Below are 14,141 nucleotides of genomic sequence, written 5' to 3'. Positions count from 1 at the left end.
ATAATGATAAAAAAATAAGGACATTTACTTGAATTAAAAAAACACAATATATAAAACAACTTAATTTCAATAGGTTAAGTGATTTCATTTAGGTTTTATTTTAGATTAATAAAAAAGATAAACATCTCAAGGTGCTGTGTTTCCCCTCTTTAATTTAAATGTTTATCTCTTCTTTATAAGGAAAGAGAAAGAACAAAGACCATAATTATTTAATGGGTAATAAATATAAAAATCACAAGACTTAAATTGTAAATCTTTATACACATACGTAAAAAAAGTACGACATATTGTTTCATTATTATTGACTATACAACGCCCACTGAACTATATTAATCGCCGCAAATCCTTAGCAAACGATATTTCATACAACTTTATAACAAGGTTACTTATATTTCTTAAAGATTGGCGATTCGTTATCCATTTTTTAGGAAAAATAAATTAACGATTATTAATAAGGAAATTTCATGACAAACACAGATTCAACGCTAATTGAGTCAATGAACGAGGCATTAATGTCCGTTATTGGCGCGATCAATGGCCTTCTTTGGGGGCAAGTCCTCGTTTATCTTCTTGTTGGTGTGGGTGTGTACTTCACTGTACGCCTTGGCTTCATTCAGCTTCGCCAACTTGGTCATTCAGTTAAAATTTTACGCAGCGGTCAAGAGATCGACAGCGGAATCAGCTCTTATCAAGTATTTTGTACCTCTATGGCAGCTCGCGTGGGAACGGGCAACATGGCAGGTGTGGCAGTTGCATTAACCGTTGGTGGCCCTGGTGCTATTTTCTGGATGTGGGTGATTGCTCTATTTGGTATGGCGACAGCATTCATTGAATCAACACTAGCTCAAGTGTATAAAGTGAAAGACGTTGACGGTCAATACCGTGGCGGCCCTGCTTACTACATGGAGAAAGGTCTTGGTCAACGTTGGATGGGTACGCTTTTCTCTATCTTCCTAATCATTGCTTTTGGTTTAGTATTTAACGCCGTTCAAGCGAATACCATCACTGATGCTCTTAACCATTCATTTGGTTTTGATAAAACTATCATGGGTCTGGTTATTGTTGCTGTTTCTGGCTTCTTTATCATGGGTGGTTTACGTCGTGTTGCTAGTGCATCATCAAAAATCGTTCCTGTTATGGCAATTGGTTACCTTGCGATTGCACTAATTATTGTAGTAATGAACATTACTGAAGTTCCTGCAGTATTAACGCTTATCGTTAAGAGCGCATTTGGTTGGCAAGAAGCGGCAGCTGGTGGTGTTGCATATACTATCGCTCAAGCTATGCAATCTGGTATCGCTCGTGGTCTATTCTCGAACGAAGCGGGTATGGGTTCTGCGGCTAACATCGCGGCAAGTGCTACACCAAATCCTAACCACCCTGCATCACAAGGTTTTGTGCAAATGCTAGGTGTGTTTGTTGATACGCTAGTTATCTGTACGGCTTCTGCTGCAATGATTATGCTTTCTGGCGTAATGGATCAGCCAGATGCTGCAACAGGTATTAGTCTTCTTCAACAAGCGCTAACCAATGAGTTAGGCGGTTGGACAAGCTACTTTATGGCATTGGCTATTCTTCTATTTTGTTTCACTTCTATCATTGCGAACTACAGCTACGCTGAAACAAACGTAATGTTCTTGAATGGTAACTCTAAGAAAGGTCTGTTTGGTTTCCGTCTGTGTGTTCTAGCTATGGTTATGTTTGGCTCTGTAGCCTCACTACCAGTGGTATGGAACCTAGCTGATGCTTCTATGGGTATGATGGCATTAATCAACATCGTTGCGTTAATCCTACTTTCTAAGCTAGCTATCAAAATCATTAAAGATTACGAAACTCAACTTAAAGCGGGTAAAACGCCAGAGTTTGATCGCACTAAGTTCCCTGAGCTTGATGATTTAGACGGTGCATGGCACCCAAAGAAAAAGAAAGCATAATCTTTTTCTAGCTAACATTACTCTTAGTTAAAAATAAAAAGGCCCGTCAAACCTATGTTCGACGGGCCTTTTCTTATCTATCTATCTATCTATGGCTAGATTAATCGAATACTACTTGGCTTAATCGCTTTATACATAAAATACGCAACCGTTTCGAGATCGCTATAAAACGCTAAGTTTTCACTCAACATATATGTCTCTAATGATGTATCCATAAAAAACGCGCGACTATAAGCATCTCCTGCCAAATCTAGGTTACCATTCAACTCTTCGAGTTTACCTTCTAGAATATAAGAGAAAGCCGACTCTCTACGCTTAAAAGCTAAGTTAAGATAATGCTGTGCAGCTTCTTTATTATCTTGCTTAATGGCATTCATCGCTAATGCTTCATAAATACGAGCAGGCAATCGTACATCAGTTTCTAACCCGTATTTCTCCGTAAGGTTCTGACTTAAATTATCAATCTTAATCGTATTATCATTAAGCTCTAACGCCGGGTTGAGGGCTGAAAATGCATTATAAGCAATATAAAGCTCTGCAGAAATGTAACCATTATTAGGCTCTGCCGCTGATATCTTTTCTAATAGTCTTATTCCCTGCTCAAACAATCTAGGATCTGGCTGATTAATGTAATGATTCGCTTGAATTAGCATCTCAAGCAACCCTGGCTCTTTCGGTAGCCCTACCATCAAATCATCCATCTGCTCTGTTGATACTTGCACTCCAAGTGCTTTCATCAAATCTAAAGAGGATTGACGCAATACCTGTTCAAGATTTGAGGTTGTCATTCGATACTGGCGACTGAACAATACTTTATTTGATGTATTACTGCGGTATTCAATATCTAAGTAGGTTTTATTCTGTTGCTCTTCTACCCGAACAGCAACCACTTTTCCCGGTAAAATTCCGGTGGTAAATGCTGTTTTATCTATCTGAACACGATAGTCACCAATACTGGCTAAATCTGCCATTAACTTTTGACTGATCCCATCCGCAAGAAACTCAGTTTCATCCTTTTGATTTCGACTCTCATGAAACGTAAATTCAATTAAATCAATATCAATTGCTTTGGTTATATGGGTACTGGTTTGTTGATATGTAGCCGACATGATCACTGCTATTAAAATACAGACAAGAAATGCATCAAACGCGAGTAATTTCCAGCGATGAAAAGAGTTAAAACTCGTTCCTTGTTTCTTTTTCTCGTTTTCAACATCTTTCGATATCGTTGTCATCGCACGAGTTAACGGTCCCGATGGAAAAGAGAGGTCAGGCTCTGTCGATGGCTCTTTATCGTCAGTGAGTTCACTATCAATATTCTGTAATTCTATATTATTCGATACTAGTGGCTTTGTTGTTGCAGAGTGGTCGCAAGGCTTCCAAAACTCTGTATTTTCAAAATTAACAATTTGAGTTTCAGCAACCAACTTATAACCACGCTTTGGTACCGTAACTAAATATCTCGCGTTATCTAAGCGTCCATCTCTTAATATTTTTCGTAATTCAAATATAGACTGAGTTACGACTTGATCCGTTACGAATGCTCCGTCCCAGACGTGCTTAATCAGCTCATCACGACAAAATACTTCACCTGAATGCTGAGCTAAAAACTGTAACAAGTTGACTAAACGAGGTTCGACTGAGACTTCCCTATCTTGGCGATACAACTTATTTTCCTCAACAACCAATGTCCAGTCATTAATTTGAAAACAGATCCCGACCATAAGATACTCATATTTGATTAGATATTAATATAAAACGAGTGAAATAAACGCATCAAAAATAATAATCTTTAGCGTGATATTTACGTCTATATATAATGAAAAATGGATTATAGATAACCCTTACTCTCTTTTATATGAGATTCCCCTTTCAAAAATGCAATCTTAGGATCCAAGCAGAGAATTACAGCAAAAAAAAGCCACAAATAAACACTAAAGCACTGTTTTACAAGCCAATTAAAAACAACCCGCTAAAGTTAAACCTTAGGTGAATATTTGCCACTTTTTTTATCCACTAGATTAACAGAGCTGTTATTAGTATGAATAAAAGTCATCCAATATGAACACAACGTAAATAGAATATAAATAGATCAAGAAATCTCAACTCGTCATTTTTAAATCATTAAAAATAATAAGGATAAATAAAAGCTAAAAAATTATTAATATATTCATCAATTAAACATTAATGAATTCGCCATACCTTAAAAATAAAACAAAAAATAAACTGTTGACCTAAAGTTAAGTTCAGGTTTTAGAGTGGACGGACAGTAACAAAATAGACCAATGACAAGGAGTCACCTATGACACGATTTGAACATGCTAATATCACTGTACCTAATATCGATGCCGCTACTGCTTTTTTGTTAAACGCTGCGCCTGATTTTCGTATCAAGATAGATAAAACTCCTGATGGTGCTCATCGTTGGGCCCACATAGGCAATGCCAATTGCTATTTTGCTCTGCAAGAGCCACAAGAGATGAGTAATTCAAAAGACACACGCTATCCGTATAAAAATATAGGGATTAACCATATCGGCTTAATTGTTGAAGATTTAGATAAAATCCAGCAAAAATTACTGGCTTTAGGGTATGAGCAGAATGGAGATATCATGCAAGAAAAGCATGGCAGACGCCTATATTTTTATGATAAAGCGCATTTTGAATGGGAATTAGTCGAATACAGCAGTGATAAAGAAGAAGAGCGCTATTGTTATGAATAAAGAATAACTCATTAGAACTGGAGTAAATAGAGAGGAGCTAATGCTGAGATTAGCTCCTCTCTATTCTGTTTGGTGTTACGTATTTTTATTAAGGATAAAGTGAGTACTTCCTAACCCTAACATCATGGCAAAGGTGAATATAACGACATCACTATTACCTAAAGCGAGACTCGATACCGCAGGCCCAGGACAAACTCCAGCAATTCCCCAACCTAGCCCAAAGATCGCTGCACCTAATAGTAATTTCGTATCAATTTTTTTGCTGTTAGATAAACAAAATTCTTCAGCATTAAGTGGTTTTGTTTTTGGTTTAATTAGCAAGAAATAGGCAGGCATAAATACTAATAGCGCCCCTCCCATTACAAACATTAAGCTTGGATCCCAGTTACCAGCGACATCTAAAAAACCAATCACTTTAGCAGGGTCAGCCATGCCTGATATTGTCATACCTAGACCAAATAGAAGACCAGAGATAAGAGCAACTAAACGAAACAATACATTATTCATAACTACCCCTTATTAAAGTACATGTAATCGAACAAACACAGTTACCGCAGCAACAAACATAAAGACCGCAGTAGCGACTATTGAGCGAATGGATAAGCGCCCAATGCCACAAATTCCATGACCACTCGTACAACCATTACCTAAACGAGTGCCAATACCCACTAATAATCCGGCAACGATAAGCATGCTAGTGGTGGTTTCATACTCTTTAGGCACTTCAGCCCCTAAGAAATACACACCAATAGCACCACCACCAACCATACTAAGCACAAACAGCCATCGCCACGCATAATCACGTTTTTTCGGCGTCATTAACCCGGTAAGTACACCACTAATACCTGCAATTTTACCATTGAGTAAAAGTAGTAAAGTTGCAGATACACCTAATAGCATACCGCCAAATAAAGAGCTCCATGGAATAGTCATCATTCTTACTCATTAGTTTGTTTTTTTAACATATTGATAAGAATACGCACGAACTATATATTAGTCAATGCTTATTTAGCTTAAGTAAAATTAGCTTTGGCTAAATATATACTGATATAAATATAGAAAATGAATTAGACACAGTCTCGACACTCGATTCATAATAAGGTAAGTTTAGGAGTATAGACGTATAGAATGCTAGAAATTAAAATAACTTAAGGATAAGTTGTGCCGATAAAAATACCAGACCAACTCCCTGCTGCTGAAGTATTGCGTGAAGAGAATATCTTTATCATGCAAGAATCTCGTGCCACCACACAAGCCATTCGACCTCTAAAAGTCATCATTTTAAATTTGATGCCAAAAAAGATCGAAACAGAAACTCAATTTTTACGCTTACTTTCTAATAGCCCATTACAAGTGGACGTTGAGCTATTACGCATTGATAATCGCACCAGTAAAAATACCCCGACAGAGCATTTAGATACCTTTTATCGCCAATTTGAAGGCATTAAGAATCGTAACTTTGATGGACTGATCATCACTGGCGCTCCATTAGGTTTAGTGCAATTTGAAGATGTGATTTATTGGGATCACTTACAAACCATCATGACCTGGGCAAAAGATCATGTAACCTCAAGCCTTTATGTTTGTTGGGCTGCTCAAGCGGGTTTAAAACTGCTTTATGACTTGCCAAAGCGGACACGTAAAGAAAAACTCTCTGGGGTATATCAACATAATAACCTTGATCAACACCATCCTATTTTACGTGGTTTTGATGATCAGTTTTTAGCTCCTCATTCTCGTTACGCTGATTTCTCGGCAGATTACCTGAATGAACACACTGATCTGGATATTCTAGCAACATCTGAACAAGCAGGTGTATACCTTGCTTCAACAAAAGATAAGCGAAATGTATTTGTCACAGGGCACCCAGAATACGATTCATTTACTCTGCATAATGAATATATTCGTGATTTAGGTGAAGGGATGGAACCTGTTATTCCTCTCAATTATTACCCAGATGATAACCCTGAGATCTCGCCAAAAGCAACATGGCGTAGCCACGGACATTTGCTGTTTTCTAACTGGCTTAATTACTGTGTTTACCAACAAACACCGTACGATCTTGACCACTTCTCAGAGCAAAACTTCACACGAGACTAGTCTTCTTTGGGTATTAGCGCCGAGTTAATACCCAAACCCCATCATATAATAACCAGTACAATCCGATAGATAGCGCCCATTTTTTCTTTTTTTGATAAAAAATGACCTTTCATTTAATTCAGATCAACCAAGCCTCTATTTATAAAACCAACAACAATCTAAATGAGAACTCCCTCAATTAAACCCTATGAAAAATAAGGTATTAATGCCTGTAGTTGATTTTAATTATAAATTGCATTTATGCAGGTGGTTCTATGTTGTATCTTGAATTTCTCTTTTTATTACTCGTGCTCTATATCGGGTCTCGATTTGGCGGAATAGGTCTAGGGGTTGTCTCTGGTATTGGTTTGGTGATTGAAGTCTTTATCTTCAAAATGCCACCAACTTCTCCACCCGTCACGGTTATGTTGATCATTTTAGCCGTAGTGACCTGTGCTTCGATATTAGAAGCGGCTGGTGGTTTGAAATACATGCTACAAGTGGCAGAGCGGATCTTAAGAAAGAACCCTAAACGCGTTACTATTATTGCGCCATTTGTCACTTATGCGATGACCTTCTTATTAGGTACTGGCCATGCTGTGTATTCAATAATGCCAATCATTGGTGATGTTGCTCTTAAGAATGGTATTCGTCCTGAACGTCCAATGGCTGCGGCTTCTGTCGCTTCTCAAATTGCGATTACTGCCTCTCCACTTTCTGCTGCGGTAGTTTATTATCTAGCACAACTAGTCGATATCGACGCATCAATCACCCTAATGTCTATCTTAATGGTAACCGTGCCTTCAACTTTATTTGGTACGTTAATGCTAGCACTGTATAGCTTACGCCGTGGTAAAGAATTAGAAGATGACGAAGAGTACCAAGCTCGTTTAAAAGATCCTGTTTGGCGTGAAAAAATCTTAAATACAACCTCGACCTCTTTAGATGAACAACTACCAACAAAAGCGCGTAATGCGGTACTTATCTTTTTAGGTGCTATTGTTTCTATCGTTGTTATCGCAATGTGGCCAGAGGTTAGAACGATCACCGAAGGTGGCGCACCAATCAAAATGTCTGTTGTTATTCAAATGATGATGCTGGCGTTTGGTGGTGTCATTCTATTGGCAACGAAAACCGATCCTCGTGATGTACCTAATGGTGTAGTATTTAAATCAGGTATGGTTGCGGCAATTGCTATCTTCGGTATCGCATGGATGTCTGATACCTATTTCCAATACGCTATGCCTCAGTTTAGAGCGGGCATTGTAGATATGGTTACGCTGCATCCTTGGACATTTGCTCTGGCACTTTTTATTGTCTCTGTTGTAGTAAACTCACAAGCAGCAACGGCTCGTATGATGTTACCTGTTGGTCTTGCTCTAGGATTAGAGCCTGCCTTGGTGATTGGTTTAATGCCTGCGGTATATGGTTATTTCTTCATTCCAAATTACCCATCAGATATTGCAACCGTGAACTTTGATAGCTCAGGCACGACTAAGATTGGTAAGTACTACTTTAACCACTCATTTATGTCAGTCGGTTTAATCGGGGTAATTTCTGCCTGTATGCTTGGTTATGTATTAGGCCAAATCGTGATTGGTTAATTAAAGTAGCCATTTAAAAAATAAAAAAGCCCATGCGTATTCTCATACTGCATGGGCTTTGTTTTAGCTTAAGATAATTACATCGATAAACTAAAGAATAGACCCGCTAAACATGCACTCATCAAGTTAGCTAACGTACCAGCCAGTACCGCTTTAAAGCCCATATTCGCGACTTCAGCACGACGCTCAGGAGCCATCACGCCAATAGAACCTAATTGAATCGCAATAGAGCCGATGTTAGCAAAACCACATAAAGCAAAAGTAATAATCACTTGAGTATAAGCAGATAATTGGTCTTTATGTTGAACAAAGTCAATGAACGCAACAAACTCATTCAACACAACTTTTTGTCCAATGTAAGATCCTGCCATGATCATCTCATGCTTAGGTACACCTATAACCCAAGCCACTGGTGCAAATAGGTAACCAAATAGCGTTTGCAGTGTAATGCCCGCAAAACCAAACCACTCGCCAACCATTTCTAGACCACTGTTTACCATTGCGATAACACTTACAAACGCAATTAGCATAGTACCTACAGCAACAGCTACCTTCATGCCGTTCATTGCACCACTTGCTAGTGCATCTACTACATTACTTTGTTCGCTTTTATCAATCGTTAGTTCGTGTTGGTCAACTGGTGTTGATTGCTCAGGTACTAGGATCTTCGCCATTAATAGACTACCAGGAGCAGCCATGAAACTTGCCGCGATTAGGTATTTAAGCTCTACCCCTAAACCTGCATAACCACCAAGTACACTACCAGCAACCGATGCCATACCACCAGCCATTACAGCAAACAGCTCTGAACGGGTCATTTGAGCTAGGAATGGACGAATAAGAAGAGGAGATTCACCTTGAGAAAGGAAGATGTTACCAGTTGCGACGAGAGATTCTACTTTACTTGTACCGAGGAATTTTTGAATTGCACCACCAAGAACGGCGATGACTTTTTGCATGATACCTAAATAATATAGAGCAGAGATAAGAGCACTGAAGAAAATAATAATAGGGAGAACGCGAATTGCAAAAATAAAACCACTTGAAGCTAAATCACCAAATAAGAAAGCAATACCTTCATCAGCAAAACCAAGCAAACTGGCTACCCCATTACTTAATCCAGCCAGCGCAGCTTGTCCCCATGGAAAGTAAAGCACCAGAGCGGCAAAAGAAAGTTGTAATAAAAGGGCTCTAGATACGGTTTTCCAATTAATTGCTGAACGTTTCTCAGAGAATACCCATGCACAAAAAATAAGTGCACACATGCCTAATAGGCTAAATAAAATAGTCATCATTGCGCCTATGAAATTTTAGAATAAAAAGAAGAAACAAAAGGGGTTGCCATCGTAGATGACGAGATCGGTGAAGAGTGACTACACCAAGAGGAAGTGATGATAGAAATTAGTATGTTCATTGTTTACCCTTACAAGCTGTTTAACAGTAGCTGGTCCAAGTCCTTGGGGTCATTCACTGTTCCATGTGACGGCTTGTATTGGGGGAAGGAGTATACATACAGTAGATTTAAAATCACGAATTATGTGAGTTAAATCACAAAATTTTACTTATAAGAAAAGCCTTTGCAGCAAATAATCACAAATAAGAAACCAAATATCAACTAGCGTACTGAAATGACACATTCCCAACGAAATTCATACAAGGCCAACTTTATTAGACGTGCTAAAATCATAATTAAGTAATCTACATTAGGCTTAAAAAATGGCAAATCCAGAACATATCGAGAAGCTTGATCTTCTTGATAAACTCAGCGTGATCACTTATCGAGCTGGTATTACTTTATTTTCCTTGGCTTTATTTCTAAGTAGCATCGCTATTGCTGATGATATTTCACTCATTTTACTTAATGGACCAATAAAAGAGCTCGCGCTTATTTTTATTGCCCTCTCCTCAGCAATGAGTGCTGCTAACTTACATGTTTACGACAAGAAAATCAGAATGATCATTACTTGGTCTGCTTGGATAGGGTTAGTGTTATTAATTCAACTTGATAACTCTCAACTACTTTGGCTACCACTGGGCTTTCTTTTTGTGACTTTTTCAGGGATTGCGTTAAAAGAATCATTCTGTTTTAAAGTGATGGGATTAAAGTTAGTTCCTATTCTCTTATGCGTATCTACCTTTATGCTCGCTCTTGAAGTCTGGATTATTCCTATAATTTGCTTTGCTCTCTGCGGAATGATTTTTCTTTTTCTATCAATACAAAAATGGCGAATGCCACTTCATTTTGATATTGGCAATAAAGCGTATTATCAGAATTAACTGAAGCCAAAAATAGAAAAAGCCACAGGACATTATGTACTGTGGCTTTCTTATTATTTCATTATGTATATCAATCTAGGTTGATACTAATCGTGGTTAATATTCTTCAACCGCGAATAACGTTTCCATATTTAGGCCTTGTTGCGTCATTATTTCTCTTAAACGACGTAGCCCTTCGACTTGAATTTGTCTTACTCGCTCACGAGTTAATCCAATTTCTTTACCTACTTGCTCTAGTGTCGCTGTCTCATAACCCAATAGCCCAAAGCGTCGTGCTACCACTTCTTTCTGCTTAGGATTTAATTGACCAAGCCAACCAACAAGTGAAGCATTAATGTCCTCTTTCTGAGTTTCAGCTTCAGGATCAGCATGCTTAGTGTCAGGTAAGATATCAAGTAGTGCTTTATCTGATTCACCCGCAACCATTGAATCTACAGAGGCCACTCGTTCATTCAAACGTAGCATTCGACTTACATCACTAACGGGTTTGTCGAGTTTCTCTGCAATCTCTTCTGGTGTTGGCTCATGATCAAGCTTTTGTGATAACTCACGAGCGGCGCGTAGATATACATTCAATTCTTTTACAACATGGATAGGTAAACGTATGGTTCGAGTCTGATTCATGATGGCACGTTCAATCGTTTGACGGATCCACCATGTTGCATAAGTTGAAAAACGAAAGCCTCTTTCTGGGTCAAACTTTTCAACTGCTCGAATTAATCCAAGATTTCCTTCCTCAACTAAATCTAATAAGGCGAGGCCACGATGGTTATAACGACGAGCTATTTTTACCACTAATCTAAGGTTACTCTCGATCATTCGAGAACGAGCGGCTTCATCACCTTTTAATGCTAGGCGACTAAAGTACACTTCTTCTTCTGCCGTTAGTAGTGGAGAAAAACCTATCTCACCCAAGTAAAGTTGTGTTGCATCCATTACTTTTTGTGAGCTGCTTACCTCAAGACGTTCCGATTCATCTTCCACAATCGCTGATTCATTATCATTGATTGTCTCTAAATCGAATTCTTCAACTTCTTTAGTTACTGCATTGCTTTTACTCATAGCGCCTCCCCATGGCGAGCCAGCAAGACATTACAACTCAGCTATGTCATCCCTGTTAAGGTAAATACCGTTGTGGATTTACCGATTTCCCTCTAAAACGGATCTCAAAGTGTAAACGAACGCTGCTCGTACTTGAGCTGCCCATTGATGCAATTTTTTGTCCTGCACTCACACTTTGACCTTCTTTTACAAACAGTGATTCATTATGAGCATAAGCACTTAAATAGTCGTCGTTATGTTTAATAATTATTAAATTTCCATAACCTCGTAGTGCATTGCCTGCATAAACCACTTTTCCTTTTGCTGTTGAGATGATGTCTTGGCCTCGTTGACCTGCAATATCGATCCCTTTGTTTCCTTGCTCTCCTGTCGAAAACTTAGCAATAATTCGTCCTTTCGTTGGCCATAACCATGAATCTACTTTCTCTGATTTTTGTGGTACTGGTTTTGGCTTAGGAACAGGCTTTGGTTTTGGTTTAACAACCGGCTTAGGCTTAGAAGATGTTACCGATTTGTTATTATCAACATACTCCTTAGGTTTAGGGTTTTCAACCTTTTTCGTGCTTGTTTTTTGTGCTGAGGAGGTAGTAGAGCTCTTAGCTGCTGTTGATTTAGAACTACTTACCGGTTTATCAGCGACTACAGGAACAACCGCAACAGCTGTTGCAGTGGTCGTTGGGGAACCGTTCTTTTTATTTACAAGATGGCCATCATCACCATAAGCTGGGGCAACATATTTAGGTCCCCATAATTTAATTTTTTGTCCTGGATGAATTACATAAGGGGCTTTTAGCTCATTATAAGCTATCAGTTCTTTAACATCTTTATTGGTAACATAAGAAATGAAATATAACGTATCCCCTTTTTCTACTCGATAATAACTGCCTCTATAGCTGCCGCGTTCTGCTCCTCCGTATGAAGTAGAAGAGCTATTAACACTTGATACAGGCGCAGGGCGATGTGGTCCCATAGAGCAACCAGAAAGCAATAAACTAAATATTGCAGCCATTAGCCACAAACGAGAAGAGATAACTGTCATTTTATTCATTATTATTATGCTAATTCACCTGCTACCAATGGAACGAAACGCACCTCTTCGATGGCTTCTGAGTAAAACTCATCACCCTGACGAACAATACGATATAAATGCTGTGTTTCTTCGCCAATAGGGATCACAAGTCGGCCACCCTCTTTTAATTGCCACAATAAATCATTTGGAATTGATTCAGCGGCAGCAGTAACAATAATCGCATCAAAAGGGCCTTTATTTGCCCAACCTTGCCAACCATCAGCGTGCTTAGTCGATACGTTATAAATATCCAATTGCTTTAATAAGCGCTTGGCATTCCATTGAAGCGATTTGATCCGTTCAACTGAGTTTATATGATCAAGCAATTGCGCCAACACTGCGGTTTGATAACCAGAGCCTGTACCAACTTCTAGTACATTAGAGTCACGCTGTAATCCTAATAGTTCAGTCATTTTCGCAACAATATAAGGCTGAGATATGGTTTGTCCCTCACCAATAGGCAATGCGTTATTTTGATACGCTTGATGTCCTAATGCTTCTGGAATAAAACGCTCTCGCGGCAATGCTCGAATAGCAGCCAAAACTTGCTCATCTTGAATACCTTGCTGGCGTAAAAACTGTTCAAGTAATTCAGCGCGTGAATTAGTCATTATTTGGCACTCTCTATTGATAACCAATCAGCCATCATAGTTAATGAATCATGAGCGGTTAAATCAACTTGTAACGGCGTTATTGATACCTGATTATGCTTAACGGCATAAAAATCCGTTCCTTTACCAGCGTCTTGCTTTTTGCCAGGAGGACCTAACCAATAAATGGTTTCTCCGCGAGGATCGGTGTCTTTAATCATACTTTCTGAATGATGTCTTGCACCTAAGCGGGTCACCTCCCAAGAAGAGAGTTGAGCATATTCACAATCAGGAACATTAACGTTGAGTACTCTTTTCTTTGTTAACGGTTTTTCTAAATGGTTCTTAACCAATGTTAAAGCAACTTGAGCAGCCGTATCGAAATGTGTGCGTCCAACTAAAGATATCGCTATTGCGGGTAACCCTAGAAAATGCCCTTCTGTTGCCGCCGCTACGGTACCTGAATAGAGTGTGTCATCACCTAAATTTGCACCATGATTAATGCCTGCAATAATTAGATCAGGTAAGTTATCTTTCATTAATTCATTCAACGCAAAGTGCACACAATCGGTTGGTGTTCCTTGCACTGAATGAATATTATCCGCTATTTGACGAACTCGAAGTGGTGATTCCAAAGTCAGAGAATTTGATGCTCCAGAGCGATTACGATCAGGCGCTACAATGGTAATATCGGCAATATCCGAAAGCACATTTGCAAGCGTGTTTATTCCCTCAGCAAATACTCCATCATCATTACTTAGCAATATACGCAATTTACTCACTCAACTCTCCACTTCTCATTCT

At 38.8% G+C, this 14,141-nt stretch carries 13 protein-coding genes; 5 read left to right on the top strand and 8 right to left on the bottom strand.

The window, feature by feature from the left end; all coding sequences use genetic code 11:
• The first annotated feature begins 464 nt into the window (after positions 1 to 464).
• Entirely contained in the window at positions 465 to 1,934 is a 1,470-nt protein-coding gene (locus ED622_RS17700) for a sodium:alanine symporter family protein (protein WP_122036359.1), read from the top strand.
• A gap of 95 nt (positions 1,935 to 2,029) precedes the next feature.
• Here ED622_RS17700 and cadC read toward each other — a convergent pair whose 3' ends face one another.
• Positions 2,030 to 3,658 (bottom strand): lysine decarboxylation/transport transcriptional activator CadC, encoded by a 1,629-nt coding sequence (gene cadC / locus ED622_RS17695; protein WP_122036357.1) that lies wholly within the window; start codon positions 3,656 to 3,658, stop codon positions 2,030 to 2,032.
• 578 nt (positions 3,659 to 4,236) lie between these two features.
• Between cadC and ED622_RS17690 the strand changes: the two genes are divergently transcribed.
• Positions 4,237 to 4,656, top strand: coding sequence for a VOC family protein (locus ED622_RS17690; protein WP_122036355.1), 420 nt, complete (start codon positions 4,237 to 4,239; stop codon positions 4,654 to 4,656).
• Positions 4,657 to 4,731: 75 nt separating this feature from the next.
• Here the strand turns inward: ED622_RS17690 and ED622_RS17685 are convergent, their stop codons facing one another.
• Both ED622_RS17685 and ED622_RS17680 read right to left on the bottom strand, forming a co-directional pair.
• The gene (locus ED622_RS17685; protein WP_122036352.1) at positions 4,732 to 5,163 is read right to left on the bottom strand and encodes a YeeE/YedE family protein; all 432 of its coding nucleotides are present in this window, start codon (positions 5,161 to 5,163) and stop codon (positions 4,732 to 4,734) included.
• A 12-nt stretch (positions 5,164 to 5,175) separates the two neighbouring features.
• Positions 5,176 to 5,589, bottom strand: coding sequence for a YeeE/YedE family protein (locus ED622_RS17680; RefSeq protein WP_122036450.1), 414 nt, complete (start codon positions 5,587 to 5,589; stop codon positions 5,176 to 5,178).
• 228 nt (positions 5,590 to 5,817) lie between these two features.
• Between ED622_RS17680 and metA the strand changes: the two genes are divergently transcribed.
• Both metA and ED622_RS17670 read left to right on the top strand, forming a co-directional pair.
• Positions 5,818 to 6,756, top strand: coding sequence for a homoserine O-succinyltransferase (gene metA / locus ED622_RS17675; RefSeq protein ID WP_122036350.1), 939 nt, complete (start codon positions 5,818 to 5,820; stop codon positions 6,754 to 6,756).
• A gap of 254 nt (positions 6,757 to 7,010) precedes the next feature.
• Positions 7,011 to 8,339: an anaerobic C4-dicarboxylate transporter gene (locus ED622_RS17670; protein ID WP_122036348.1), complete on the top strand. Its 1,329-nt coding sequence runs from the start codon at positions 7,011 to 7,013 to the stop codon at positions 8,337 to 8,339.
• Between the two features lie 77 nt (positions 8,340 to 8,416).
• On the opposite strand, the gene ED622_RS17665 is transcribed toward ED622_RS17670, so the two are convergent.
• A complete protein-coding gene (locus ED622_RS17665) occupies positions 8,417 to 9,631 on the bottom strand; it encodes a NupC/NupG family nucleoside CNT transporter (RefSeq protein ID WP_122036345.1) in 1,215 nt (404 codons plus the stop codon).
• Between the two features lie 424 nt (positions 9,632 to 10,055).
• On the opposite strand from ED622_RS17665, the gene ED622_RS17660 reads away from it, so the two are divergent.
• Positions 10,056 to 10,616, top strand: coding sequence for a DUF2301 domain-containing membrane protein (locus tag ED622_RS17660; protein ID WP_122036343.1), 561 nt, complete (start codon positions 10,056 to 10,058; stop codon positions 10,614 to 10,616).
• 96 nt (positions 10,617 to 10,712) lie between these two features.
• On the opposite strand, the gene rpoS is transcribed toward ED622_RS17660, so the two are convergent.
• Genes rpoS through surE form a run of 4 tightly spaced genes read right to left on the bottom strand, consistent with a single transcriptional unit; the run spans position 10,713 to position 14,110 of the window.
• Positions 10,713 to 11,678 (bottom strand): RNA polymerase sigma factor RpoS, encoded by a 966-nt coding sequence (rpoS, locus tag ED622_RS17655; protein ID WP_122036341.1) that lies wholly within the window; start codon positions 11,676 to 11,678, stop codon positions 10,713 to 10,715.
• A gap of 55 nt (positions 11,679 to 11,733) precedes the next feature.
• Positions 11,734 to 12,717 carry a peptidoglycan DD-metalloendopeptidase family protein gene (locus tag ED622_RS17650; RefSeq protein WP_162922570.1) on the bottom strand — a complete coding sequence of 328 codons (984 nt, stop codon included), beginning with the start codon at positions 12,715 to 12,717 and terminating at the stop codon, positions 11,734 to 11,736.
• A 14-nt stretch (positions 12,718 to 12,731) separates the two neighbouring features.
• On the bottom strand, positions 12,732 to 13,358 hold the full coding sequence (locus ED622_RS17645) for a protein-L-isoaspartate(D-aspartate) O-methyltransferase (protein ID WP_122036337.1): 627 nt from the start codon (positions 13,356 to 13,358) through the stop codon (positions 12,732 to 12,734).
• A complete protein-coding gene (surE, locus tag ED622_RS17640; protein ID WP_174213464.1) occupies positions 13,358 to 14,110 on the bottom strand; it encodes a 5'/3'-nucleotidase SurE in 753 nt (250 codons plus the stop codon). The genes ED622_RS17645 and surE overlap by 1 nt, the downstream gene beginning before the upstream one ends.
• Between the last annotated feature and the right edge of the window lie 31 nt (positions 14,111 to 14,141).

The sequence above is a fragment of the Aliivibrio sp. EL58 genome, assembly GCF_900312675.1.
GTDB lineage: Bacteria > Pseudomonadota > Gammaproteobacteria > Enterobacterales > Vibrionaceae > Aliivibrio.
The sequence above is the reverse complement of the archived record's forward strand: the minus strand, read 5'-3'. Positions and strand labels throughout refer to the sequence as shown.

Coding starts and splice junctions, on each gene's coding strand:
- ED622_RS17685 (WP_122036352.1), bottom strand. CDS start 5,163: ATGAATAATGTATTGTTTCGTTTAGTTGCTCTTATCTCTGGTCTTCTA.
- ED622_RS17700 (WP_122036359.1), top strand. CDS start 465: ATGACAAACACAGATTCAACGCTAATTGAGTCAATGAACGAGGCATTA.
- ED622_RS17665 (WP_122036345.1), bottom strand. CDS start 9,631: ATGACTATTTTATTTAGCCTATTAGGCATGTGTGCACTTATTTTTTGT.
- ED622_RS17670 (WP_122036348.1), top strand. CDS start 7,011: ATGTTGTATCTTGAATTTCTCTTTTTATTACTCGTGCTCTATATCGGG.
- ED622_RS17645 (WP_122036337.1), bottom strand. CDS start 13,358: ATGACTAATTCACGCGCTGAATTACTTGAACAGTTTTTACGCCAGCAA.
- ED622_RS17650 (WP_162922570.1), bottom strand. CDS start 12,717: ATGACAGTTATCTCTTCTCGTTTGTGGCTAATGGCTGCAATATTTAGT.
- ED622_RS17690 (WP_122036355.1), top strand. CDS start 4,237: ATGACACGATTTGAACATGCTAATATCACTGTACCTAATATCGATGCC.
- ED622_RS17660 (WP_122036343.1), top strand. CDS start 10,056: ATGGCAAATCCAGAACATATCGAGAAGCTTGATCTTCTTGATAAACTC.
- cadC (WP_122036357.1), bottom strand. CDS start 3,658: ATGGTCGGGATCTGTTTTCAAATTAATGACTGGACATTGGTTGTTGAG.
- ED622_RS17680 (WP_122036450.1), bottom strand. CDS start 5,589: ATGACTATTCCATGGAGCTCTTTATTTGGCGGTATGCTATTAGGTGTA.
- rpoS (WP_122036341.1), bottom strand. CDS start 11,678: ATGAGTAAAAGCAATGCAGTAACTAAAGAAGTTGAAGAATTCGATTTA.